Below are 23,388 nucleotides of genomic sequence, written 5' to 3' on the forward strand. Positions count from 1 at the left end.
CAATAAAAACTTAGTAGCTGCTTGCGCTCTTACCGTCGCCGTGACCCAGCGCCTTCAGCAAGCTTGCCAGCAGGCTGGATGCGCCAAAGCGATAGTGACGGGAATCCGCCCAGTCTGCGCCAAACAGTTCATCAGCAATGGCGAGGAATTGCTGCGCGTCTTCCGCAGTACGCACGCCGCCAGCCGGTTTGAAACCAACGGTTTTCGAAACGCCCATATCGCGGATCACTTCCATCATGATGCGTGCGCTTTCCGGCGTCGCATTAACCGGGACTTTACCGGTAGAGGTCTTGATGAAATCAGCCCCTGCTTTGATGGAGATTTCAGATGCTTTGCGAATCAACGCTTCTTCTTTCAGTTCACCGGTTTCGATGATCACTTTCAGCAGCACGTTTGCCGCTGCACACTCTTCTTTACAGGCTTTCACCAGGTCAAAACCGACCTGCTCATTACCGGCGATCAGCGCACGATACGGGAATACCACATCAACTTCGTCTGCGCCGTAGGCAATCGCTGCGCGGGTTTCTGCCAGCGCAATATCGATGTCATCGTTGCCGTGCGGGAAGTTGGTTACCGTTGCAATACGGATATCCGGCGTGCCCTGCTCGTTCAGCGTTTTACGCGCAATAGGGATGAAACGCGGATAGATACAGATTGCCGCCGTGTTACCCACTGGGGTTTTTGCCTGATGACACAGCGCGATCACTTTTTCGTTGGTGTCGTCATCATTCAGGGTGGTCAGGTCCATCAGTTTCAGGGCACGCAGGCTGCTTGCTGTTAAATCGGTCATAACATTCTCCAACGGCATCGCCGTATAAAATTTCACCTTGCGAGTTTGTTAGTATTCTAACATCCGCTCGCTATTACACTTCGATATACATCACAGTTAATGAAAACCACATACAGATTTGCATTACTCTAATGAGATCCACTTCAAATAATCGAGCTTTACTGGCGAGAAGCGATGGCATCAGGCGCATCCGGATCAAAGGTTGAGGATCGGTTGCTTCCTACAATGTTGCTTAACCTTCGGCACATAAAGGAATCGACGATGCCCACTTCAAGCGAACTCGCGCTGCAACAGCGCTGCCAACAAATCGTGACCAGTCCGGTGCTCAGCCCTGAGCAGAAACGCCACTTTCTGGCGCTGGAGGCAGAAAACGCACTGCCTTATCCGCAGTTGCCTGCTGAAGCACGCCAAGCGTTGGATGACGGGGTTATCTGCGATATGTACGAAGGTCATGCCCCGTTCAAACCACGTTATGTTTTGCCCAATTATGCGCATTTTCTGGCCAACGGTTCAGCCTGGCTGGAGCTGGAAGGTGCACAGGATCTTGATGACGCCTTATCCTTGCTCACCATTCTGTACCACCATGTTCCGTCAGTGACGTCGATGCCGGTGTACCTTGGTCAGCTCGATGCCCTGCTGCAACCGTATGTTAGAATTCTAACACAAGAAGAGATCGATATTCGAATAAAACGTTTCTGGCGGTATCTCGACAGAACCCTGCCAGACGCCTTTATGCATGCCAATATTGGCCCGACCGATACGCCGATCACCCGCGCCATTTTACGTGCAGATGCAGAGTTAAAGCAGGTTTCGCCTAATCTTACCTTTATTTATGATCCACAAATCACACCTGACGACCTGCTGTTAAACGTGGCGCAAAATATTTGCGAATGCAGTAAACCACATATTTCCAACGGCCCTGAAAATGATAAAATTTTCACAAAAGGCCATTATGGCGTCGTCAGTTGTTACAACTCGCTGCCGCTGGCGGGCGGCGGAAGTACGCTGGTTAGGCTGAATCTGAAAGCCATCGCAGAGCGCAGCACCTCTATCGATGACTTCTTTACGCACACCCTACCGCACTATTGCCAGCAGCAAATTGCCATCATTGATTCACGGTGTGAATTCCTCTATGAGAAATCACATTTCTTTGAGAATAGCTTCCTGGTGCAGGAAGGGTTGATTGATCCCGAACGTTTTGTGCCGATGTTTGGTATGTACGGCCTGGCGGAGGCGGTAAACCTGCTGTGTGAGAAGGCCGGGCTGAACGCACGCTACGGCAAAGATGAGAGCGCTAATGAGATGGGCTATCGGATCAGCGCCCAGCTTGCCGACTTTGTGGCCAACACACCGGTGAAATACGGCTGGCAGCAGCGGGCGATGCTGCATGCGCAGTCGGGGATCAGTTCAGACATTGGCACCACGCCGGGCGCGCGTCTGCCGTATGGCGACGAGCCGGATCCTATTACTCATCTGCAAACCGTGGCCCCGCATCACGCGTATTATCACGCAGGGATCAGCGACATCCTCACGCTGGATGAAACCATCAAGCGTAACCCACAGGCGCTGGTACAGCTTTGCCTGGGCGCGTTTAAAGCCGGAATGCGTGAATTTACCGCCAACGTCAGCGGTAACGATCTGGTCCGCGTCACCGGTTATATGGTGCGACTGTCGGATCTGGAAAAATACCGTGCCGAAGGCTCACGCACCAACACCACCTGGCTGGGCGAAGAGGCCGCTCGCAATACTCGCATTCTGGAACGTCAACCTCGCGTGATGAGTCATGAACAGCAGATGCGCTTCAGTAAGTAGGCTGATCCCTTTCTCCTGCGTCGACGGGCCGGGCAGTCGCCTGGCACTGTTCCTGCAAGGGTGCAATCTGCGCTGTAAAAATTGCCACAATCCGTGGACGATGGGGCGATGCAACGATTGCGGGGAGTGCGTACTGCATTGTCCACATGACGCCTTAAGTCTGAGTGCGGGAAAAGTGTGGTGGCAGTCCGATATTTGCCAGCAGTGCGACACCTGCCTACAAATGTGCCCGCAGCAGGCCACGCCAATGACGCAGACGATGAGCGTCGATGAGGTGCTGCATCACATTCGTAAGGCATCGTTGTTTATTGAAGGGATAACCGTGAGCGGCGGTGAGGCGACAACGCAGCTTCCTTTCGTGATTGCGCTGTTCTCAGCGATCAAAGCCGATCCGCACCTGCAACACCTGACCTGCATGGTGGACAGCAACGGCATGCTGCGTGAAACCGGCTGGGAGAAGCTGCTGCCGGTTTGCGATGGTGTCATGCTAGATTTAAAAGCCTGGGACAGCGCATGTCATTTACAGCTCACCGGGCGCGATAACGCGGCAATCAAGCGCAGTATTCTCTTTCTGGCCGAGCGGGGAAAACTGGCGGAGCTTCGCCTGCTGGTCATTCCCGGACACGTTGATTACCTGCAGCACGTTGATGCGCTGGCCGCGTTTATTCACCGCCTGGGCAACATCCCCGTGCGGCTTAACGCGTTTCATGCGCATGGCGTGTATGGTGAAGCCAAAGCCTGGCCGAGCGCGACGCCAGAGGACGTGGAGCAACTGGCGCAAGGACTGCGCGAACGCGGTGTGAATAATGTGATTTTCCCGGCGCTGTACCTGTGAAATGCCTGATGCGCTTCGCTTATCAGGCCTACGGAGCGCACACTTTTGTCGGCCGGATACGCCATCCGGCACTCAACAATCACACCGTAAACAATGCCGTCGTATTGCGATACAACGCCTCGGCGATGACCTCTGCGGGCTCCGGGCGCAGCTCACATAATACTTCAAACACCCTGGTGACCTGCTCCGGGCGATTGGGCTGACCCTGAAAGCCGTTGAGCGGCATATCCGGCGCATCGGTTTCCAGCAGCAAGGATCCCAGCGGCAGCCGCGCCATCACCTCGCGCGTTTTGCTGGCTCGGGGATAGGTAATGGTTCCGCCCACGCCAATTTTGTATCCCAGCTGCACAAAGCGTTCCGCCTGCTGCAAGCTTCCGGCAAAGCCATGCACTACGCCGGTACGCGGTAGCGCATGGCGCTTAAGGTGCATCGCCAGTTTGTCATGAGTACGTCGTGAATGCAGGATCACCGGCAGTTCGTAGCGCTTCGCCAGTTGAAGCTGCGCGTCCAGCATCCTTTCCTGCTTGTCGAACTGCGGATCATCACGATACAAATCCAGTCCTATCTCCCCTACCGCCACCACCTTCTGTACACGCTTTTCCAGCGCCTGTTGCAACTGGTCCAGGGCATCATCGTCATGATGTTCAATCACAATCGGATGTAAACCCAGAGCTGCAAATAGCGGGGGGTAGGTTTGCGCCAACGCCAGCACGCGGGAAAAGTTCGCCGCCTCGGTCGCCGGCACAATAATGCGGCTCACACCGGCTTCAATTGCCCGCTGAATGCTGGCAGGTTCGTCGCCGGTGAACGGCGGAAAATCAAAATGACAATGCGTATCGATAAACCGATAGCTCACGCCAGATCCTCATGGCTAAACGTCGTGTCGTTGGCCTGAGGTGCATCGGCCACCACCGGTATAAGGGCATCGTTGGCAACCGGTGCCGGAGGGACCACCACCGGTCCAGGCACCATAATCTTCGGCGTCTGGCGGGGCAACGGTGTGTTTTTCGCCAACAGTTTACCGACGGTCGCCAAAAAGTAACGTCCGCACAGGCGTCCGGTTTTATAGTCTTCCCGCAGGGCCGGAATTCGGCTTCCCAGCGCCATACTGTGGAGCGGCTTGGGCGGATAGATCTCAAAGATACGCAGCTTACCCGGCGGTTTTTCAATAAAACTCTGAATGGCGCGGTAGCTGGCCTCATGATGCTGCACCAGATTGACCAGCGGTTGCAGGCTGCTTTCCCCCAGCCAACGTTCCATGCGTTTGAACCACTGCGGGGTGTAGTACATTTGCGAGGGCACGGTGCGGATCACCACCAGCGTTTTGGCCCCCTGCTTTACCGCCTGCTGAACGGGGATGGCGTCACTGACCCCACCGTCCAGATAGTTCACGCCGTCCAGCGCTACCCCGCTACGATAAAATCCAGGAATGGCGCTGGACGCACGCAGAAGGTCGAGCCAGTTTTGTCGGTTCGGCGAAAAATAACCCGGCGTGTAGTCATCTCCGCGACAGGCGCACATGTAAAACGCTTTTCCCGCGGCAAATAACTGTTCGGCATGGTCTATCGCCAGCGGCATCTGCGCGGCGGTGGCCTCTACCAGCCAGTCGAGATCGATGAGATTTCCCCCGCGCACAAACCGCACCGGGTCAAAGAATTCACGTCGGGTGGTGTAGCGCATAATCACTTTGCGCCCGTAACCCGGCTGGTTACAGAGATAGGCCGACAGGTTTTGCGCACCAGCGGACGTCCCGTAGAAGAGATCAAAAGGATTAAACTGCGCGCGCATAAACTCGTCCAGCACGCCCGCGGTAAAAATGCCTCTTTGCCCTCCGCCCTCGCACACCAGCGCCATGCTGCCGGGTTGAAACGGACGTAACGATAACGGCGCAATATTACCGAGCGTGACGGGTATTCTCTGCCCCACCTCTGCCTTCCTGTTTTTTTTATGATAGAGCGACAAAGTAACGCAAATTACGTATCACTAAAACCGTAAAAGCCAGTCCGCTGGACTGGCTGAGTAGCAATTTTTCTTTACGGTTTACCAACTAGGGTCGTTTACGCCCGGTAAACAGGCTGACCAGGAACAAGATAATCCCCACCACGAAGACAATTTTCGCTGCACCTGCAGCGGTACCCGCCAGTCCACCAAAGCCCAGAGCGGCGGCAATTAACGCGATAACCAGAAATATGATGCCCCAACGAAACATACGCTTCTCCTTTACCATAGTTAATGTCAACCGCTTGATATGGGCGCTCAGGCCGCCCATTGCGATATTTTAGTGTGGTGCACAACGCGCCTTCCGACAAATATCAGGTTGGCGAATTAAGTCGAATTACTGAGTTTTGAGGTCGTTTTTAACGCTTTTCACGCCATCAACGGCTTTGGCGATACTCTCAGCGCGCTCGATTTGCGCCTGTGAGTCAACGGTGCCTGAAAGCTGAACCACGCCATCGGTGGTCTCCACTTTCACTTTGCGAGAAGGAACGATGTCATCAGCCAGCAATTTGGCTTTGACTTCACTGGTGGTTGCCGTATCGCCCGCATAGCCTTTTACAGAAGTGCTTTTGCTGTCACGCACGTGCAGTTTGTCGCTCACGGAGGTAACTCCCTCAACGCCTTTCGCCACTTTTACCGCTTCTTCTGCCTGCGCCTGGCTTTCAACAAATCCGCTTAACGTGACCACTTTCTGGTCTGTTTTAACCGAGATATCGGTGCTCTTAATGCTTTCGTGATCGACCAGCGCGGCTTTCACTTTTGCGGTAATGGAGCTGTCATCCATGAAATCGCCGACTTTATTCATCGAGCTATCAACTTTCTGCCCTGCGCTTTCAAGACCGGATTGCCCTTTATCGGTGGTCGCGTTTTCTGCAAATGCAGACCCCGTGGCAACAGCAGACGTCAGCATCACAGCCAGCAGCGTTTTTGAGATCTTCAGTTTTGTCATTGTCATCGATTTAATCCTTTTTTTGCTCATATCGATGCTCTGCCGCTTATCGGGCTGAGCCAGCAACTAATCTCGTAATCAAAATAAATATCAGCTAAAACAACTAAGATGAGAAAGTAACGTAGAATTTAAAGCCGATACTTATGTCATCACATTGTTAAATATAGATCACAATTTTTATGTCGCAGACAAATACGGTCAAAAAATAGGCAAAATGAGGAAAAAGTGCGGGATTTAAGAACATTCCGTAAGGGATTAATAAGGCAGGGAAAGTCGCAGGGCACGGCATAAGCCGCACCCTGGAAGGCCGATTAGTGTTCGCGAGTTTTACGGAACGTCACGTCCGGATAACGTTCCTGGGTGAGGTTCAGGTTAACCATGGTCGGGGCGATATAAGTCAGGTTATCGCCGCCATCCAGCGCCAGCTGAATTTCGTTTTTACGCTTAAACTCTTCGAATTTCTTCACGTCTGAGCATTCTACCCAGCGCGCGGTCGCCACGTTGACCGATTCGTAGATCGCTTCAACGTTGTATTCGCTTTTCAGGCGGGAAACGACGACGTCAAACTGCAGCACACCAACGGCACCGACGATCAGGTCGTTGTTGGCAATTGGACGGAAGACCTGCACCGCACCTTCTTCAGACAGCTGTACCAGCCCTTTCAGCAGCTGTTTTTGCTTCAACGGATCTTTCAGGCGAATACGACGGAACAGTTCCGGCGCGAAGTTCGGAATACCGGTGAACTTCATCATCTCACCCTGAGTAAAGGTGTCGCCAATCTGAATAGTGCCGTGGTTGTGCAGACCGAGGATATCGCCCGGGTAGGCTTCTTCCACGTGAGAGCGGTCACCCGCCATAAAGGTCAGCGCATCAGAGATCACTACGTCTTTACCAATGCGCACCTGACGCATTTTCATGCCTTTCTCGTACTTGCCGGAAACCACACGCATGAACGCCACGCGGTCGCGGTGTTTCGGGTCCATATTGGCCTGAATTTTAAACACAAAACCGGTGAATTTCTCTTCAGATGCCTCAACGATGCGGGTGTCGGTTTTGCGCGGCATAGGCGCAGGCGCCCACTCCACCAAACCGTCAAGCATATGGTCAACGCCGAAGTTACCTAACGCGGTTCCGAAGAACACCGGAGTGATTTCACCGGCGAGGAACAATTCCTGGTCGAACTCGTTAGACGCGCCCTGCACCAGTTCCAGCTCGTCGCGCAGCTGCTGCGCCAGGTCTTCACCGACGGCGGCATCCAGCTCCGGATTATTCAGGCCTTTAACAATACGGACTTCCTGAATAGTGTGACCTTTACCGGTCTGGTACAGATAAGTTTCGTCTTTATACAGGTGGTAAACACCTTTGAACAATTTACCGCAGCCAATCGGCCAGGTAATTGGCGCGCAGCCAATTTTCAGTTCGTTTTCGACTTCATCCAGCAGCTCCATCGGATCGCGGATATCACGGTCGAGTTTGTTCATGAACGTCAGGATCGGCGTATCGCGCAGACGCGTTACTTCCATCAGCTTACGGGTACGGTCTTCTACACCTTTCGCGGCGTCGATAACCATCAGGCAGCAGTCCACCGCCGTCAGCGTACGGTAGGTATCTTCCGAGAAGTCTTCGTGCCCTGGGGTATCCAGCAGGTTTACCAGGCAGTCATGATACGGAAATTGCATCACAGAGGTGGTAATAGAGATACCACGCTGCTTTTCCATCTCCATCCAGTCTGATTTCGCGTGCTGGTTAGAGCCGCGGCCTTTAACGGTACCGGCGGTCTGGATTGCCTGTCCGAATAACAGCACCTTTTCGGTGATCGTCGTTTTACCGGCATCCGGGTGAGAAATAATGGCAAAGGTGCGGCGTTTGGCCACCTCTTGCAAATAAGGAGACAACGTCATAGTTCAATCTTCTTGAGTAAGCGCGGCTCTACGTCACGCATGTTGAATACGAAAAATTGCGGCTATTTTACCCATCAATGGGGGGGAGGCAATCAGTGTTTACACAGGAGTTGTTCCAGTTCGCTTAATGAAGCCACGGTCCAGGTCGGTTGAATGCCCACCGGCTGTTCGCGTTGGTGCGCATTTAGCCAGCAGGTTGATAGCCCGGAATTGATGCCACCCAGAATATCGGACTCCGCCGTGTCACCCACCATCAGCACGCGGGAGCGTTCGGGATTGCCCGCCTGCTCCAGCGCATAATCAAAAATACGCGGGTCGGGTTTTGCTACACCAACCTGCTCAGAAATAACCATCAGGTCAAAGTAATCGCGCAGACCGGTGCGTTCAAGACGGATTTGCTGCAACGCGGTAAACCCGTTGGTAATAATACCGATTTTCGTTTTGCCACGAATCGTATTCAGCAGCGACACCGCACCTGGCAACGGAGAGCAGATTTCTGCCATCGCATTAATAAACGCATCATTGAGCGACCCAGGCGGCACGTTCAGACGCTCAGCCCAGCTCAGGAAACGGGCATGCTGCAGTTGTAATGAGGTGATCGCACCGTTTTGATAATCCACCCACAGCGGTTTATTCACGGCCTGGTAGTCCTGAAAATCCTCAGCGGTAAAGGTAATGCTGTAGTCAAGAAACATCCGCTGTAGGCCGGTAAACGCGTCAAATGTGAACAGCGTTTCGTCGGCATCAAAGAAAATCCAGTCCCACTTCTTCATCATTACACCTTGTCTTACATACTGATTGGCAATGCCATAATAATGGCGTCTTCGTGGCCGTCGGCTGTCGGGTAGTAATTGCGGCGGATCGTCGCCTCGTTAAAGCCCAGGCTTTCGTACAGCGCAATCGCCGCAGCGTTCGAGGCGCGAACTTCTAACCACAGCGTCAGAATGCCGCGTTTTTCCAGCTCGTCGATCAGGTACTCCAGTAGCTCACGTCCCAGTCCCCGTCGCTGAAAATCAGGATCGACGGCAATGTTGAACAGCGTGGCTTCATCCAGCACGACCTGCGTTATCGCAAAGGCGGCCATCGTTCCATCAACGGTTAACTGATAGTTGAGATAGCGATCGCCCTGGTTGCTGGCAAATGTTTTTTCGCTCCATGGAAAAGCATGGGCGCGTTTTTCAATCTGAAATGCTGCGGGTAAATCAGTCGGATTGAGGGAAGAAATCGTGTTCATATGCGCAGATTTGTTGCCATAAGGCGGCGCGTGCCGCTGGGTTTTCCCGTAATTCATTAAACGCAGGACTGGTGACCTGAGCGCCATCCAGTTGCAGAGGCTCTTCGGTTCCCAGCCGCCAGCTATTACAGCGACTGCCTTGCGGCAGCATGGCGACACGGTCTGGCGTCAGTTGTAAAACCTGATCCGCACTGACGGTCAATGCGCGTAAAATATCGTTCATCAACGGTTCGGTTAACGCGGGTGGCTCCGCCGCGACCATCACCAGACGGACGTGCGCAGGAATGGAAATCGCGATCTCCCCTTGCAGTGCGCCAGGACGGCGCAGCGACCACTGCGTAATGCCCAGTTGCTGTAACTGCCAGTCTCGTCGGGATGTCATAGCGAAACACTCCTGTCTATCAGGGGCGCAAATATAGCAAATCTGTCGAATCTACGCCAACAAACAACGATACACGACATCCCGCAGGCCGCCTTGATTCAGCTTGACTGATTTTGTGTATATAATCGCAACCTGTATAAATTGAGGAGCATTCCATGTCTGCTTTTACCCCGGCAAGTGAAGTCTTGCTGCGCCACAGTGATGATTTCGAACAAAGCCGTATTCTGTTTGCCGGTGATTTGCAGGATGACCTGCCTGCCCACTTCGAAAGTGCCGCCAACCGCGCACATACCCAACAACTCCACCACTGGCAGGTGTTAAACCGCCAGATGGGCGATAACGTACGCTTTAGCCTCGTAGCCCAGGCCGAAGACGTTGCGGACAGCGATACGCTGATCTATTACTGGCCGAAGAATAAGCCGGAAGCCCAGTTCCAACTGATGAACATTCTGTCGCTGCTGCCAGTCGGCACCGATATTTTTGTCGTTGGCGAGAACCGCAGCGGTGTACGCAGCGCGGAGCAGATGCTGGCCGAATTCGCGCCACTGAATAAAATCGACAGCGCACGCCGCTGTGGTCTCTATCACGGTCGCCTGGAAAAACAGCCGGTCTTTGATGCCGAAAAATACTGGGACGAGTACAGCGTCGACAACCTGACCATCAAAACGCTGCCGGGCGTGTTCAGTCGTGACGGCCTGGATGTCGGCAGCCAACTGCTGCTCTCAACCCTGACGCCGCACACCAAAGGTAAAGTGCTGGATGTCGGTTGCGGGGCGGGTGTTCTCTCCGTAGCCTTAGCCAGTCATTCACCGAAAGTGCGACTGACCCTGTGTGATGTCAGTGCATCCGCGGTTGAAGCCAGCCGAGCTACGCTTGCGGCAAACGGAATTGAAGGCGATGTCTTCGCCAGCAACGTTTTTTCTGACGTGACCGGTCGCTTTGACATGATCATCTCCAACCCGCCGTTCCACGACGGGATGCAAACCAGCCTCGATGCCGCACAAACTCTGATTCGCGGCGCGGTGCGTCATCTTAACAGCGGCGGTGAACTGCGTATTGTGGCCAACGCCTTCCTGCCGTACCCGAAAATTCTGGATGAGATGTTTGGCTTCCATGAAGTCATCGCCCAGACCGGTCGTTTTAAGGTGTATCGCACGGTAATGACCCGCCAGGCAAAGAAAGCCTAACGGAAATCACTCACGGCCATGTACGTGGCCGTTTTTGCGCCAATCAACCCAGACCGCGTAATTAGCTATTGACGAAAAGTTGAAAACCACTAGAATGCGCCTCCGTGGTAACGATACTTTTTGAGTGTCGATGGTATGCGAAGGTGGCGGAATTGGTAGACGCGCTAGCTTCAGGTGTTAGTGTCCTTTCGGACGTGGGGGTTCAAGTCCCCCCCCTCGCACCATAATCCACGTTTGATATTGCTCGCACTGGGCGAAGGTGGCGGAATTGGTAGACGCGCTAGCTTCAGGTGTTAGTGTCCTTAGGATGTGGGGGTTCGAGTCCCCCCCCTCGCACCAACGAGGCGATATCAAAAAAAAGTAAGATGACTGTGCGAAGGTGGCGGAATTGGTAGACGCGCTAGCTTCAGGTGTTAGTGTCCTTAGGATGTGGGGGTTCGAGTCCCCCCCCTCGCACCAATTATCTTATTTTCCTCTCGATTATCTTCCTTGCTTTGTTCATCCCTGATTCCAGTTCATCATCATCAGAACCACACCGGCGATCACTGCTGCGCATGAAGGCAGTAAAACATAATGCCGTAAACGCTTGTGGTACAGCATCAGTGAAGTTAACAGTAATCCTAATACAATCATCGCTTTCCATGCGTGAACTGACAGGTCAGTAAAAGCCAGACCCGCAATGAATATCCCCGGCAGCAGCACACCCCATCCACTGCCCAGCGCACGTTGCAACATGGTTTTACCTATGACATTGATAATGATAACCAATATCATATGATATATTTTCTCATTTGTCAGCGGGGAAGTACTATCAATTATATGAGTTTTACTTAACGATTGATGACATGAATAATTTAAGGTGATAAATTGCTCGCCGGTTAGCTTTTCAACTAAAAACAATAAAGACCCCGGCTAATGATACCTCGTTCGTTATTTGTTTTATTTACCAACACACCTTCGTATATAGCAGATAAATAACAACATTTACCTATGACAGTACAATCCTGGCGAACGCTACGCACCAAAAAATATCAACTCTCTTTACGACTGTTTCTGCTGCTCAACGCAGTCTCCGCACTGTTTACACTCTTTTTTCCACTTTTTGCCGTTAAAGCGTTATCAGAACCGGCGTTGACGATACTCGTGATGAGTACACTGTTGCTGGCATGGCATGGGAAATATGCGGATAAACGAATTAATCTTCCTTTTATTTCACTCGCTTTTGGCTTGTTGTGGGCATTACATATTTCCTTGAAATATAACGCACTAGGTCATAATGATTATTCTTTTCTATTGATAGCGCTGCTCAGCGTACTGTTTATTGGATCAATTGCTTTTGCCAATAATATCATCGCCTTTACCTTCCATTCACTCCCCTCCGTTGCCGTCTGCTTGTGGCTGAACGGCAGCGAACATGGACTGCGCGTGATCTATTTTATGGCGCTGCCGATGGCCGGGATCGCCATTCAGCACGTGATACAAAAGCGCTATGACGGTTTTGCTCAGCAACTGATGTACAAGCTACTGGAAGAACGGGAAACGCTAAACGGTCTCAGTATGCTCGACCCGTTAACCGGGCTGTATAATCGCCGGGGACTGCAACACCGACTCGATACGCTGCTGGCCCTGAGCAACGCGAAGCATTACGTGCTGCTGCTGGATATCGACCATTTCAAAGCCTATAACGACCATTACGGGCATATGATGGGTGACCAGGCGCTGATCCGTGTTTCCGCCGCCATTCGGGATTCCGTACGCTCACGGGATGTGGTGGCACGCTTTGGCGGCGAGGAATTTATGGTTTTACTGACAGCAGTCGATCCGCAGCAGGCACAGGCCGCCGCCGAGCGTATTCGCCAGAAAGTCTACGATCTTAAAATTCCCCACATGTTTAACGAAAACGTGGCCACCAACGTGACCGTCAGCATCGGCATTGCGCCGTTGGTGGATCAGGATATTGATGCCGCAATAAGCAAAGCGGATAAAGCCCTTTACGAAGCCAAAAATCAGGGACGCAATAACACGCTAGTCAGCGATGAACTGCGGATAAACTAACCCCTGCCTACGCTATCCGTGCGCTGCCTCCCGACACCACGACAAAGATCTTGCCATAGCCAGCCCTCGCCTATAGGATTAGAAATCATTATCATTTAGATTAACATCCTTATATAGCTATGGCTTATCGTTCCGCACCGATCGTTGAAATCGTTGAAGATGTCATCTGGCGCAGCCACCTCCCTACGGAGATGCCGTCGCTGGCCGATTCAGTGCGTGCAACCATTGCTCAAACCCGTGAGCACCTACTGGACTTCATTCGTCTTGATGAAACACCGCCACAAGGTGCCATGACGCTGCATGAATGGGCCCAACCCGCCACGCTGCGTTCACTCCTGGCAGTTTATTCCGATCATATCTATCGCAATCAGCCCACGTTAACTCGTGAAAACAAACCGCTGATTTCACTCTGGGCACAGTGGTATATCGGCCTGATGATGCCCCCGCTGATGGTGGCGCTGCTGACGCAAAAAGACGCCATTGATGTTGCACCCGAACATATGCACGTCGAGTTTCACGAAACGGGTCGTGCAGCCTGCTTCTGGATAGACGTTCACCCCGACAGGCAGACCAGCGCCCGCTCACCACAGCAGCGGATGGAAACACTGATTCTTTCTGCACTGACGCCGGTTGTCCGGGCGCTGGAAGCAACGGGAGAGATTAACGGCAAGCTTATCTGGAGCAATACCGGATACTTAATTCACTGGTATTTGACAGAGATGAAGCCGCTGCTGGGTGATGAACTACTGGCAGCGTTGCGCCAGGCCTGCTTCTTTGAGAAACAACTCACCTGTGGCGAGGATAATCCACTCTGGCGCACCGTGGTGCCACGTGACGGGCTGTTAGTCCGCAGAACCTGCTGCCAGCGCTACCGTCTGCCAGACGTCCAGCAATGCGGCGACTGTACGCTGAAATAAGCGAGAATCCTCCCCCTCGCCGCTCGTCTTAAACGTCCTGCTGATGTTGCTTTGTTGTAACAATAAAATATTTACAGCCACGCTTCCCCTGTGACAAATTACGCCATGCGGTTTTCTGCCGTGCAGAACTGCGCATACGCTATCGGGAGAGAAGAATGAGTTTGCAATCAGTACGGCAATTTTTGGCGGAACATGCCCCGGATATTGAAATCATTGAACTGGACCAGAGCACGGCCACCGTCGATCTGGCAGCGAAAGCCCACAATGTTGAACCCGGACAGATCGCTAAAACGCTTTCTCTAAAAGTAAAAAATGACATTATCCTGGTCGTCGCCAAAGGCGATGCCCGTCTGGATAATAAGAAGCTAAAAGGTACGTTTGGCGCGAAAGCCCGCATGCTGAGTAGTGATGAAGTGGTCAACGCAACGGGACATCCGGTTGGTGGCGTCTGCCCTTTTGGACTGGAGACCCCCATTTCAGTCTACTGTGATATCTCCCTGAAGCATTACGCTGAAGTCCTACCCGCAGCTGGTGCCACGCACAGCGCAGTGCGTATCACGCCAGACAGAATGGCTGAACTGACTTCTGCTACCTGGGTTGATGTCTGTCAGTAACGAATACCCACCCTGGTGCCGGAGAGTGAATCCGGCACACGCGTAATCGCCCCGTTACGAAACCGCATGGAGAAAAGGCGCTGGCTCCCCGGCACGCAGGTACAGCAGAATATCAGCGGCATCCAGGAGTCCGGCGTCAGAATTCACACCCAGTTTAGACATCACGTTAAATTTATGCGCCCGAATGGTTTTAATGTTCCGTTCAAGCTGAATGGCGATCTGCGGCATCGAGTATCCATTCGACATAAAACGCAGTATTTCGCGCTCAGTAGGGCTTAACATACGGTTTTGGTTAACAAACCAGTGATTTTTTGTCCCTTCGACTCCCCGTTTGGCGCAATTCAAGGCTGCGAGTAGCCCTTCCTGTAATACATCCAATGATGATGCTTTGCTGATGACCCCATCCAGCGGCAGCGGGGAAAGCGAGCTAATTAATCGCACTTCAGCATCATCATCAGCGATCACCACGCGCCGGATACGCGGGTAATTGACCGCCAGTTCCGTCAGGTAGACCAGCCCTGCGCGGCGATCCGCTCTTAACGCTGAAAGTGAAAAAATGACCGCAGAAAAAGATGTTTTTAACATTTGCTGGCTAAAGGTCGGCTGATTAGAAAACTGATAAAGATGGTATGGGCTATCTGGCATGGTATTAAATAAACTCTTAATACCTACACGACTCATTGCGCACTTTTCTACCAGTGCAACATTGCTTTTGTTATTTCTGCTTTCCATTCCGTGGTCTCTCCATAAACTGAAGGTAAGTTCAGCTCTCGTGCTCCTTGAGAACTGTTTATCCATGCATACATTTCTGCATTGCTATGGATTGATAAACAACGCATCGCGCTATTTTTTTGCGCGCTAATTGTTTTATTACTTTTCTTTAGTAACATCGCAATCTGGTTAATTCCCCAACCTTTTCCGAGTAGCCGTAACACTTTTCTTTCAGAAAGGGTGAGCACAATTGACCGAGCGCTGTGATCCTGTAATTCAGGGATAATTGGCGGAGAGAGCAGCACCTTACTGATTCTCTCGGCCCGGGTATTTCCCGAATGAATAACATTCACCAGACTCTCAATGGGTTCCGCATCAGATAAGAGTGAGCTGACAGGACACATGAGCAACTCAACAGCCAGAGGATAAAACAGGCGTGAAACGAGAAAAACCCAGTGGATATCGCGATATTGAGACAGTAAAGAATAGTATTGATCGCAGATTGCACGCGGATTACTACAGTCCCTGGTTAAGTCAGCTATCACCAGGTCAGAGCAGCGCAACTGCAGCAAAGTTAGTTCTTCTACGGAGCGACAATACGTCAGTTCATAATCAGAGAACTGCCCTTGCATCACCCCTTTAAGCCCAGTTTGTATGATTGGTAATTTACTAATGATAATTGCGTTCTTGCAGCGTCCTGGCAACATAAATCCTCCATATTCACCTGTCCGCAATCTTGTTCACCTGAAATTCTTTCATAAATAAAAAAACAATAAGACAGCAGGTAAAAAAGATAGACAGTATGAATTGTTTATCCTTGGTTTTTATTTTAAATATATGAAAAAGTGATGACACTACAATCCTAATAGCATCACACTATAAAACCATCCTGACATAATCACTTAGAGGAACATTAATTGTACAATTAAAATATCTACATTAATTTATTAGCGCTACTTACGTAATTGCTGCACACAGGAATAACCGCACCAGGGAAGTTAACCCTATAGCATAGAAAAGAGAGCCGTACATCGGCAAAACTCACCGCTCTGCCTCTTTTTTCAACACAAAGATTGATCTTAGCCAGAGCCAGCGGGATCATGCTTCATGATAAAAAGAAGACAGTCGTTATCCAGAGTGCATCTTTTCAGTCAGAGCGAGCCATGCAAACAGAGCAGTCGTCACAGCGAACGGTTACACGGTTATGTATACAATGCGGACTTTTTTTATTGCAACACGGAGCGGAAAGCGCGCTGGTTGACGAACTCTCTACCCGCCTCGGCCTGGCGCTTGGTATGGATAGCGTAGAAAGCGCCATCTCCTCTAACGCTATCGTCCTGACCACCATTAAAGACGGACAATGCCTGACATCGACCCGAAAAAATCAGGATCGCGGCATCAATATGCACGTCGTAACCGAAGTTCAGCACATCGTCATTTTGGCCGAGCATAAGCTGCTGGACGGCAAAGGCGTGGAGAAACGCTTTAGTCAGATTAAACCGCTGCGCTACCCTCGATGGCTGGTTTCATTGATGGTCGGCCTGTCCTGCGCCTGCTTTTGTAAGCTGAATAATGGCGGATGGGATGGGGCGGTTATTACCTTTTTTGCCAGCATGATTGCCATGTATATCCGCCAGATTCTGGCCTCCCGGCATTTGCATCCGCAAATTAACTTTTGCGTCACCGCTTTTGTCGCCACCACCATTTCCGGTCTGCTGCTGACGTTGCCGACGTTTAATCACACGCCGACGGTTGCCATGGCGGCCAGCGTGCTGCTGCTGGTTCCAGGTTTCCCATTGATTAACGCGGTCGCAGATATGTTTAAAGGGCACATAAATACCGGGCTGGCGCGCTGGGCCATTGCCAGCCTGCTCACGCTAGCAACCTGCGTTGGTGTAGTGATGTCGATGACTCTGTGGGGGTTACGCGGATGGGTGTAATTGATTTCATTTTTGCCCTGCTGCAGGACATGATCCTGTCTGCAATTCCGGCTGTCGGATTCGCCATGGTCTTTAACGTACCGCATCGGGCGCTCCCCTGGTGTGCCCTGCTCGGCGCGCTTGGGCACGGTTCACGCATGGTGATGATGACCGCGGGGCTCAATATCGAATGGTCAACCTTTATGGCATCATTACTGATTGGCTGCATCGGGATCCAATGGTCACGCTGGTATCTGGCGCACCCGAAAGTCTTTACCGTCGCGGCAGTAATCCCCATGTTTCCGGGGATCTCTGCATACACAGCGATGATCTCTGCGGTAAAAATCGGTCATTTCGGTTACAGCGAAGAGCTGATGATTACCCTGCTGACTAACTTCCTGAAAGCCTCGTCCATCGTGGGGGCTCTGTCCATCGGGCTTTCCGTACCGGGATTATGGCTGTATCGCAAACGCCCGCGCGTGTGACGGTGCACCTGCTTAATACCATAGCGGATGGGGAATCACCCTCATCCTGCTGCTCTCCTTCTTCTCTGTGTTACTATAAAAGCAGTCCCCTTCTCGGTTGTTGTTCAGTATTGAGAAACATTATGCCCTGTAAAATTTTGACTCCGGACGTCGTCGGTATTGACGCCTTATTACACGATCACCAGGCCGTGCTGGCAAAGTCAGCAGGTGGCGCAGTGGCCGTTTTCGCCAATAATGCGCCCGCGTTTTATGCCGTAACCCCTGCGCGTCTGGCCGAACTACTGGCGCTCGAAGAGAAGCTGTCACGTCCGGGAAGCGATATCACGCTGGATGCGCAATTTTACGAAGAGCCGCAAGCGGCACCTGTTGTCGTACCGATGGGGAAATTTCCGATGTACGCTGACTGGCAGCCCGATGCTGACTTTCAGCGACAGGCCGCGCTATGGGGCATCGCGCTCAGAGAACCGGTCACCGCCGAAGAGCTGGCCGCGTTTGTGGCCTACTGGCAGGCAGAAGGCAAGATCTTTCACCATGTTCAGTGGCAGCAAAAACTCGCGCGTAGCGTACAAATTGGCCGGGCCAGCAATGGCGGAATGCCCAAACGTGATGTTAACAGTGTCAGCGAACCTGACAGTCATATTCCACCGGGTTTTAGAGGATAACGATGAAAAACGTTGGCGACCTGATGAAACGTCTGCAAAAAATGATGCCGCCCAATGTCGAGCCCGCATTCAAAACGGGCGAGGAACTGCTGGCGTGGCAAAAAGAACAAGGTGAAATTCATGCCGCGGCGCTGGCGCGCGAGAACCGGGCCATGAAAATGCAGCGCACGTTTAACCGCTCCGGTATCCGTCCGCTGCACCAGAACTGCTCGTTTGAGAACTATCGGGTCGAGTGCGAAGGACAAATGAATGCCCTGAGCAAAGCCCGTCAGTACGTCGAAGAGTTTGATGGCAATATCGCCAGCTTTATCTTCTCCGGCAAACCTGGCACCGGAAAAAACCATTTGGCTGCCGCCATCTGCAACGAACTGCTGCTGCGCGGCAAGTCAGTGCTGATCATTACCGTGGCAGACATTATGTCGGCAATGAAAGAGACGTTCAGCAATCGTGAAACCAGCGAAGAACAGCTGCTCAACGATCTCAGCAACGTAGATCTGCTGGTGATCGACGAGATCGGCATGCAGACCGAATCGCGCTATGAAAAAGTGATCATCAACCAGATCGTCGATCGCCGCTCTTCCTCCAAGCGACCGACCGGCATGCTGACAAACAGCAATATAGATGAAATGAACAAACTGCTGGGTGAGCGCGTGATGGATCGTATGCGGCTCGGCAATAGCCTGTGGGTGATTTTTAACTGGGAAAGTTATCGCAGCCGAGTGACAGGCAAAGAGTATTGAGACCATTCCTAACATCAGCAGCGCTATACTGCGCTGAAAAGGCATAACACGAGTTACCTATAATGATAATGATGAAAGCAACAAAACGATTTCTGTGCTGTGCGGTTGCCGCCAGCACGCTGATCTCCACCAGCGTTTTCGCCGCCTCCTGGCAGGATTCACTCTCCAGCGCGGCTGGCGAACTGAGTAAGCAAACCTCTGGCTCTCAGAGCAGCAGCTCACTTTCTTCCCTGACCAGCCTGCTCGGCAGTAATCAGTCGCTCACGTCCAGCAGTATGAACAACGCAGCCGGGATTCTGGAATATTGTGCGAAACAGAAACTGGCTTCGGTCACCGATACCGAAAACGTCAAAAATCAGGTGCTGGATAAACTAGGCCTGGGCGCAACGGAGCAGAAAAAAGACACCAACTATCTGGACGGCATTCAGGGCATGCTCAATGCCAAAGATGGTCAACAGCTTAATCTGGATACGATTGGTAACAGCTCGCTGGCAAAGCAAGTCAAAACCAAGGCCTGCGATCTGGTGTTAAAACAGGGTATGAACTTCATTTCCTGATGTACAAATGCCGCGCACGGTTTTTCACAGCCTGCGCGGTATCAATTTATGTCCCGCAAACATTCCTCAAAATAATCAGTAATCCCCTTAAACACCCTGCATATCTAAACCAATTCTGAATAACAACGTAATTAAATGTCACTACAATTGCAGCAATGTAACAACGCTATTACATTGTACTTTCCAGAAATGATTAGCCTGCCAGGTATTTACCCGGCTTACTGAGGATCGTCCGTTGTCTGAATTATTCTCCATCACTCTGTTTCTCGCGTCGGTGTTGATTTACGCCTGGAAAGCGGGTCGCAACACCTGGTGGTTTGCCGCCACGTTAACGGTGCTGGGGATTTTTATTGTCCTGAATATCACGCTGTATGCCAGCGACTATTTCACCGGCGACGGCATCAACGATGCAGTTCTGTACACGTTGACCAACAGTCTGACCGGCGCGGGCATTGGCAAATATGTTCTGCCCGGCATTGGGATTGCACTGGCGCTGGCCACCGTGTTTGGCGCGCTGGGTTGGGTGCTTCGCCGTCGTCGCCACCATCCTCATCACGTGAGTTACAGCCTGCTGGCTCTGCTGCTGGCGCTGGCGTCTGTGGATGCCAGCCCGGCGTTTCATCAGATAACCGAACTGGTGAAATCCCAGTCGCGCGATGGCGACCCGGATTTTGCGGCGTATTACAAAGAGCCGTCAAAAACCATTCCCAACCCGAAGCTGAACCTGGTATATATCTACGGCGAAAGCCTGGAACGCACCTATTTTAACAATGATGCATTCCCGGATCTGACCCCGGAGCTCGGGGCATTAAAAAACGAAGGGATGGATTTCAGCAATACTATGCAGCTGCCGGGAACGGATTACACCATCGCCGGCATGGTCGCTTCACAGTGCGGCATTCCGCTGTTTGCCCCGTTTGAAGGTAACGCCTCGGCATCAGTTTCCAGCTTCTTTCCAAACAATATTTGCCTGGGCGACATCCTGAAGAACTCCGGCTATCAAAACGTCTTTGTACAGGGCGCAAATCTGCGCTTTGCCGGGAAAGACGTGTTCCTGAAATCCCATGGTTTTGATCATCTGTACGGCGCAGAAGAGTTAAAAGGCGTAGTAGCGGACCCGGCCTATCGTAATGACTGGGGCTTTTACGACGATACCGTCCTCGATGAAGCGTGGAAAAAATTCGAAGAGCTTTCACAGTCTGGTCAACGTTTTTCACTGTTTACCCTGACGGTCGATACTCATCACCCGGATGGATTTATTTCGCGCACCTGCAACCGCAAACGCTATGACATCGATGGCAAAGCCAATCAGTCATTTAGCGCAGTCAGCTGTAGTCAGGAAAACATTGCCGCGTTTATTAATAAGATCAAAGCGTCACCGTGGTTTAAAGATACCGTTATTGTAGTGTCCTCCGATCATCTGGCGATGAACAACACCGCCTGGAAATACCTGAACAAGCAGGATCGTAACAACCTGTTCTTCGTGCTACGCGGCGACAAGCCGCAGCAGGATACGCTGGCGGTGAAACGCAACACGATGGATAACGGCGCGACTGTCCTGGATATTCTCGGCGGCGATAACTTTATCGGTCTAGGACACAGTAGCTTGTCGAGCGAGTCCGTGTCAGAAGTATTCCTGAATATCAAAGAGAAAATGCTGGCCTGGAAGCCCGATATTATTCGCCTGTGGAATTTCCCCAAAGAGATGAAAGCATTCACCGTCGACACGGACAAAAGCATGATCGCGTTCTCCGGCAGTCACTTCCGCCTGCCGCTGCTGCTGCGCGTGTCGGAGCAACGCGTTGAGCCACTGCCGGAAAGTGAATACTCTGCCCCGCTGCGCTTCCAGCTGGCGGATTTCGCCCCGCGCGATAACTTTGTCTGGGTAGACCGCTGCTACAAAATGGCCCAACTGTGGGCACCGGAACTGGCGCTCTCCACCGACTGGTGTGTATCACAAGGGCAACTGGGCGGGCAACAAATTGTACAACACGTCGATAAAGCCAAATGGCAAGGTAAAACCGCGTTTAAAGACACGGTGATCGACATGGAGCGCTACAAAGGTAACGTCGATACGCTGAAAATTGTCGATAACGATATTCGCTACAAGGCCGACAGCTTCGTCTTTAACGTGGCCGGCGCGCCAGAAGAGGTGAAACAATTTAGCGGGATTTCGCGCCCCGAATCCTGGGGGCGCTGGTCCAACGCGCAGCTGAGTGACGAGGTAAAGATCGAATACAACGCCCCGTTACCGAAGAAATTCGATCTGGTGATCACTGCCAAAGCGTTCGGTGACAACGCCAATCGTCCCATCCCGGTACGCATCGGCAACGAGGAACAAACGCTGGTGTTAAGCCATGACGTCAGCACCACCACGCTGCATTTTGATAACCCAGCAGACGCCGACACGCTGGTCATTATCCCACCCGATCCCGTCGCTACCAACGAGGGCAACATTCTGGGCCACTCTCCGCGTAAGCTGGGGATCGGAATGGTTGAAATCAAAATCGTGGACCTGCAAGGATAAAAAAAACAGCGCCCAACACACCTCCGGGCGCTGCATGGCAACCTTATCAGAAGGTGATCACGCCCTTAATCAGTTCACGGTTGTTGATCACATCCCGCTCGTAGATCTCTGCAAGCGTGGCAAACGCGTAACGGTGAGTCAGCATCATGTCCGCCGTCAGCTTACCTTCCGACATCAGGCGACCGACTTTGGCAAAGTCTTCCGGCGTGGCGTTGCGACTGCCCATCATGGTGGTTTCTTTCTTGTGGAATTCTGGGTCAGAAAACTGCAAATCACCTTTGAACAGCCCAACAAACACAATGCTGCCGCCGTGACGAATCAAATTCACCGTGTTGTTCATTGCATGCTGATTCCCCGTCGCATCAATCACTTTTTGCGCCAGAGAACCGTCAAACTGCGCGCGTAGCTGCGCGTCAAAATCCTCAGCAGAGGGATCGATAACCGGTAATCCTAAGCGGGAGACTACATGCTCCCGCCTGGCAGGGCTGGTATCCGCCACCACCACCTGCGCACCATCGGCTTTGGCAATCGCCGCTGCGCCAAGACCAATCGGCCCCGCCCCCACCACCAGCACCTGCTCGCCAGGCACCACGGCAGCCCGACGCACAGCATGCGCACTGATGGCATACGGTTCGATCAGCGCCGCCGCCTGCGGATCAATGCCCTGCGCATCCAGCAAGTTGGTCTCCAGCACGGACAGGTATTCGCTGAAGCCCCCATCCTGGTGCACGCCAATCACCGAAATCTTCTCGCAGCAGTTAGTGCGCCCGCTCTGGCACGCCGGGCACTGTTGGCACGCAACGTAAGGAATAACCGCAACCTGCTGGCCTATTTCCAGATTTTGTATATTCCGCCCCAGACTGACAACTTCCCCACATATTTCATGGCCTAATACGCGTGGATAGCTGAAAAAAGGTTGATTGCCACCCCAGGCATGAATATCGGTCCCACAAATTCCGACAGACTTTATTTTTATTAATGCTTCGCCATTACCCGGAATAGGTATATCACGTTCTTTCCAGACTAATTTTTTGGGTTCCTGGCAAATCAGTGTATTCATCGTAGACATGATTCTGCTCTCCTGTTTTTTTGTTGCCTCAGATATCGATGAAA

The 23,388-nt window shown here is 52.1% G+C and carries 25 protein-coding genes and 3 tRNA genes; 15 read left to right on the top strand and 13 right to left on the bottom strand.

The annotated features are described in order from the left end of the window. Positions 1-10 precede the first annotated feature (10 nt). Positions 11-790 carry a deoxyribose-phosphate aldolase gene (deoC, locus tag FDW95_RS19805; protein WP_181883348.1) on the bottom strand — a complete coding sequence of 260 codons (780 nt, stop codon included), beginning with the start codon at positions 788-790 and terminating at the stop codon, positions 11-13. A gap of 261 nt (positions 791-1,051) precedes the next feature. On the opposite strand from deoC, the gene FDW95_RS19810 reads away from it, so the two are divergent. Both FDW95_RS19810 and FDW95_RS19815 read left to right on the top strand, forming a co-directional pair. Beyond that, positions 1,052-2,602 (top strand): YjjI family glycine radical enzyme, encoded by a 1,551-nt coding sequence (locus FDW95_RS19810; RefSeq protein ID WP_137363589.1) that lies wholly within the window; start codon positions 1,052-1,054, stop codon positions 2,600-2,602. Then, complete coding sequence (locus tag FDW95_RS19815; RefSeq protein WP_115259526.1) at positions 2,574-3,437, top strand: YjjW family glycine radical enzyme activase; 864 nt, start codon at positions 2,574-2,576, stop codon at positions 3,435-3,437. Before FDW95_RS19810 ends, FDW95_RS19815 begins: the two co-directional genes overlap by 29 nt. A gap of 79 nt (positions 3,438-3,516) precedes the next feature. On the opposite strand, the gene FDW95_RS19820 is transcribed toward FDW95_RS19815, so the two are convergent. The 8 genes from FDW95_RS19820 to FDW95_RS19855 form a co-directional block, all read right to left on the bottom strand. After that, the gene (locus FDW95_RS19820; RefSeq protein ID WP_115259527.1) at positions 3,517-4,293 is read right to left on the bottom strand and encodes a metal-dependent hydrolase; all 777 of its coding nucleotides are present in this window, start codon (positions 4,291-4,293) and stop codon (positions 3,517-3,519) included. Continuing rightward, positions 4,290-5,363 carry a patatin family protein gene (locus FDW95_RS19825; protein ID WP_096758407.1) on the bottom strand — a complete coding sequence of 358 codons (1,074 nt, stop codon included), beginning with the start codon at positions 5,361-5,363 and terminating at the stop codon, positions 4,290-4,292. The genes FDW95_RS19820 and FDW95_RS19825 overlap by 4 nt, the downstream gene beginning before the upstream one ends. Positions 5,364-5,484: 121 nt before the next feature. After that, on the bottom strand, positions 5,485-5,646 hold the full coding sequence (locus tag FDW95_RS19830; protein WP_003019081.1) for a DUF1328 family protein: 162 nt from the start codon (positions 5,644-5,646) through the stop codon (positions 5,485-5,487). Positions 5,647-5,772: 126 nt separating this feature from the next. Then, positions 5,773-6,390, bottom strand: a complete 618-nt coding sequence (gene osmY / locus FDW95_RS19835; protein ID WP_115259528.1) for a molecular chaperone OsmY — start codon at positions 6,388-6,390, stop codon at positions 5,773-5,775. Positions 6,391-6,695: 305 nt separating this feature from the next. Then, positions 6,696-8,285 (bottom strand): peptide chain release factor 3, encoded by a 1,590-nt coding sequence (prfC, locus tag FDW95_RS19840; protein WP_115259529.1) that lies wholly within the window; start codon positions 8,283-8,285, stop codon positions 6,696-6,698. A gap of 92 nt (positions 8,286-8,377) precedes the next feature. Beyond that, entirely contained in the window at positions 8,378-9,058 is a 681-nt protein-coding gene (yjjG, locus tag FDW95_RS19845) for a pyrimidine 5'-nucleotidase (protein WP_096758410.1), read from the bottom strand. A gap of 14 nt (positions 9,059-9,072) precedes the next feature. Then, on the bottom strand, positions 9,073-9,519 hold the full coding sequence (gene rimI / locus FDW95_RS19850) for a ribosomal protein S18-alanine N-acetyltransferase (RefSeq protein WP_096758411.1): 447 nt from the start codon (positions 9,517-9,519) through the stop codon (positions 9,073-9,075). Beyond that, the gene (locus FDW95_RS19855; RefSeq protein ID WP_096758412.1) at positions 9,488-9,901 is read right to left on the bottom strand and encodes a DNA polymerase III subunit psi; all 414 of its coding nucleotides are present in this window, start codon (positions 9,899-9,901) and stop codon (positions 9,488-9,490) included. Before FDW95_RS19855 ends, rimI begins: the two co-directional genes overlap by 32 nt. Positions 9,902-10,056: 155 nt before the next feature. Here FDW95_RS19855 and rsmC point away from each other — a divergent pair, with 155 nt between their 5' ends. The 4 genes from rsmC (at position 10,057) to FDW95_RS19875 (ending at position 11,547) form a co-directional block, all read left to right on the top strand. Next, positions 10,057-11,088: a 16S rRNA (guanine(1207)-N(2))-methyltransferase RsmC gene (gene rsmC / locus FDW95_RS19860; protein WP_115259530.1), complete on the top strand. Its 1,032-nt coding sequence runs from the start codon at positions 10,057-10,059 to the stop codon at positions 11,086-11,088. 137 nt (positions 11,089-11,225) lie between these two features. Beyond that, positions 11,226-11,312: transfer RNA gene (locus FDW95_RS19865), tRNA-Leu, on the top strand. A gap of 29 nt (positions 11,313-11,341) precedes the next feature. Beyond that, positions 11,342-11,427: transfer RNA gene (locus FDW95_RS19870), tRNA-Leu, on the top strand. A 34-nt stretch (positions 11,428-11,461) separates the two neighbouring features. Next, positions 11,462-11,547, top strand: a tRNA-Leu gene (locus FDW95_RS19875). 39 nt (positions 11,548-11,586) lie between these two features. Here FDW95_RS19875 and FDW95_RS19880 read toward each other — a convergent pair. Beyond that, a complete protein-coding gene (locus FDW95_RS19880) occupies positions 11,587-11,823 on the bottom strand; it encodes a DUF1435 domain-containing protein (protein WP_223240169.1) in 237 nt (78 codons plus the stop codon). Positions 11,824-12,078: 255 nt separating this feature from the next. Between FDW95_RS19880 and FDW95_RS19885 the strand changes: the two genes are divergently transcribed. From FDW95_RS19885 to FDW95_RS19895, 3 genes are all read left to right on the top strand, one after another. Then, positions 12,079-13,143: a diguanylate cyclase gene (locus FDW95_RS19885; RefSeq protein WP_115259532.1), complete on the top strand. Its 1,065-nt coding sequence runs from the start codon at positions 12,079-12,081 to the stop codon at positions 13,141-13,143. A 119-nt stretch (positions 13,144-13,262) separates the two neighbouring features. Beyond that, entirely contained in the window at positions 13,263-14,060 is a 798-nt protein-coding gene (gene fhuF, locus FDW95_RS19890; RefSeq protein ID WP_115259533.1) for a siderophore-iron reductase FhuF, read from the top strand. A gap of 155 nt (positions 14,061-14,215) precedes the next feature. Continuing rightward, entirely contained in the window at positions 14,216-14,674 is a 459-nt protein-coding gene (locus tag FDW95_RS19895; protein WP_115259534.1) for a YbaK/EbsC family protein, read from the top strand. A 54-nt stretch (positions 14,675-14,728) separates the two neighbouring features. Here the strand turns inward: FDW95_RS19895 and bglJ are convergent, their stop codons facing one another. Both bglJ and FDW95_RS19905 read right to left on the bottom strand, forming a co-directional pair. After that, entirely contained in the window at positions 14,729-15,406 is a 678-nt protein-coding gene (bglJ, locus tag FDW95_RS19900) for a DNA-binding transcriptional activator BglJ (RefSeq protein ID WP_115259535.1), read from the bottom strand. Next, positions 15,367-16,092: a LuxR C-terminal-related transcriptional regulator gene (locus FDW95_RS19905; RefSeq protein ID WP_115259536.1), complete on the bottom strand. Its 726-nt coding sequence runs from the start codon at positions 16,090-16,092 to the stop codon at positions 15,367-15,369. Before FDW95_RS19905 ends, bglJ begins: the two co-directional genes overlap by 40 nt. 456 nt (positions 16,093-16,548) lie before the next feature. On the opposite strand from FDW95_RS19905, the gene FDW95_RS19910 reads away from it, so the two are divergent. From FDW95_RS19910 to opgB, 6 genes are all read left to right on the top strand, one after another. Next, positions 16,549-17,325, top strand: a complete 777-nt coding sequence (locus FDW95_RS19910; RefSeq protein WP_138140550.1) for a threonine/serine exporter ThrE family protein — start codon at positions 16,549-16,551, stop codon at positions 17,323-17,325. Next, the gene (locus tag FDW95_RS19915) at positions 17,316-17,789 is read left to right on the top strand and encodes a threonine/serine exporter (RefSeq protein WP_096758421.1); all 474 of its coding nucleotides are present in this window, start codon (positions 17,316-17,318) and stop codon (positions 17,787-17,789) included. The genes FDW95_RS19910 and FDW95_RS19915 overlap by 10 nt, the downstream gene beginning before the upstream one ends. 122 nt (positions 17,790-17,911) lie before the next feature. Next, positions 17,912-18,451, top strand: a complete 540-nt coding sequence (dnaT, locus tag FDW95_RS19920) for a primosomal protein DnaT (RefSeq protein ID WP_115259537.1) — start codon at positions 17,912-17,914, stop codon at positions 18,449-18,451. Positions 18,452-18,453: 2 nt separating this feature from the next. Next, the gene (gene dnaC / locus FDW95_RS19925; RefSeq protein WP_096758423.1) at positions 18,454-19,191 is read left to right on the top strand and encodes a DNA replication protein DnaC; all 738 of its coding nucleotides are present in this window, start codon (positions 18,454-18,456) and stop codon (positions 19,189-19,191) included. 68 nt (positions 19,192-19,259) lie between these two features. After that, entirely contained in the window at positions 19,260-19,748 is a 489-nt protein-coding gene (locus FDW95_RS19930) for a DUF2501 domain-containing protein (RefSeq protein WP_115259538.1), read from the top strand. 235 nt (positions 19,749-19,983) lie between these two features. Then, positions 19,984-22,275 carry a phosphatidylglycerol--membrane-oligosaccharide glycerophosphotransferase gene (gene opgB, locus FDW95_RS19935; RefSeq protein WP_137363590.1) on the top strand — a complete coding sequence of 764 codons (2,292 nt, stop codon included), beginning with the start codon at positions 19,984-19,986 and terminating at the stop codon, positions 22,273-22,275. A gap of 46 nt (positions 22,276-22,321) precedes the next feature. Here opgB and FDW95_RS19940 read toward each other — a convergent pair whose 3' ends face one another. Beyond that, positions 22,322-23,344: a zinc-binding alcohol dehydrogenase family protein gene (locus FDW95_RS19940; RefSeq protein WP_115259540.1), complete on the bottom strand. Its 1,023-nt coding sequence runs from the start codon at positions 23,342-23,344 to the stop codon at positions 22,322-22,324. Positions 23,345-23,388: the final 44 nt, after the last annotated feature.

It is taken from the genome of Citrobacter sp. wls718 (assembly GCF_005280945.1).
Lineage (GTDB): Bacteria > Pseudomonadota > Gammaproteobacteria > Enterobacterales > Enterobacteriaceae > Citrobacter > Citrobacter gillenii.

Coding starts and splice junctions, on each gene's coding strand:
- deoC (WP_181883348.1), bottom strand. CDS start 790: ATGACCGATTTAACAGCAAGCAGCCTGCGTGCCCTGAAACTGATGGAC.
- FDW95_RS19810 (WP_137363589.1), top strand. CDS start 1,052: ATGCCCACTTCAAGCGAACTCGCGCTGCAACAGCGCTGCCAACAAATC.
- FDW95_RS19815 (WP_115259526.1), top strand. CDS start 2,574: ATGAACAGCAGATGCGCTTCAGTAAGTAGGCTGATCCCTTTCTCCTGC.
- FDW95_RS19830 (WP_003019081.1), bottom strand. CDS start 5,646: ATGTTTCGTTGGGGCATCATATTTCTGGTTATCGCGTTAATTGCCGCC.
- osmY (WP_115259528.1), bottom strand. CDS start 6,390: ATGACAATGACAAAACTGAAGATCTCAAAAACGCTGCTGGCTGTGATG.
- prfC (WP_115259529.1), bottom strand. CDS start 8,285: ATGACGTTGTCTCCTTATTTGCAAGAGGTGGCCAAACGCCGCACCTTT.
- yjjG (WP_096758410.1), bottom strand. CDS start 9,058: ATGAAGAAGTGGGACTGGATTTTCTTTGATGCCGACGAAACGCTGTTC.
- rimI (WP_096758411.1), bottom strand. CDS start 9,519: ATGAACACGATTTCTTCCCTCAATCCGACTGATTTACCCGCAGCATTT.
- FDW95_RS19855 (WP_096758412.1), bottom strand. CDS start 9,901: ATGACATCCCGACGAGACTGGCAGTTACAGCAACTGGGCATTACGCAG.
- rsmC (WP_115259530.1), top strand. CDS start 10,057: ATGTCTGCTTTTACCCCGGCAAGTGAAGTCTTGCTGCGCCACAGTGAT.
- FDW95_RS19880 (WP_223240169.1), bottom strand. CDS start 11,823: ATGTTGCAACGTGCGCTGGGCAGTGGATGGGGTGTGCTGCTGCCGGGG.
- FDW95_RS19885 (WP_115259532.1), top strand. CDS start 12,079: ATGACAGTACAATCCTGGCGAACGCTACGCACCAAAAAATATCAACTC.
- fhuF (WP_115259533.1), top strand. CDS start 13,263: ATGGCTTATCGTTCCGCACCGATCGTTGAAATCGTTGAAGATGTCATC.
- FDW95_RS19895 (WP_115259534.1), top strand. CDS start 14,216: ATGAGTTTGCAATCAGTACGGCAATTTTTGGCGGAACATGCCCCGGAT.
- bglJ (WP_115259535.1), bottom strand. CDS start 15,406: ATGGAAAGCAGAAATAACAAAAGCAATGTTGCACTGGTAGAAAAGTGC.
- FDW95_RS19905 (WP_115259536.1), bottom strand. CDS start 16,092: ATGTTGCCAGGACGCTGCAAGAACGCAATTATCATTAGTAAATTACCA.
- FDW95_RS19910 (WP_138140550.1), top strand. CDS start 16,549: ATGCAAACAGAGCAGTCGTCACAGCGAACGGTTACACGGTTATGTATA.
- FDW95_RS19915 (WP_096758421.1), top strand. CDS start 17,316: ATGGGTGTAATTGATTTCATTTTTGCCCTGCTGCAGGACATGATCCTG.
- dnaT (WP_115259537.1), top strand. CDS start 17,912: ATGCCCTGTAAAATTTTGACTCCGGACGTCGTCGGTATTGACGCCTTA.
- dnaC (WP_096758423.1), top strand. CDS start 18,454: ATGAAAAACGTTGGCGACCTGATGAAACGTCTGCAAAAAATGATGCCG.
- FDW95_RS19930 (WP_115259538.1), top strand. CDS start 19,260: ATGATGAAAGCAACAAAACGATTTCTGTGCTGTGCGGTTGCCGCCAGC.
- FDW95_RS19940 (WP_115259540.1), bottom strand. CDS start 23,344: ATGTCTACGATGAATACACTGATTTGCCAGGAACCCAAAAAATTAGTC.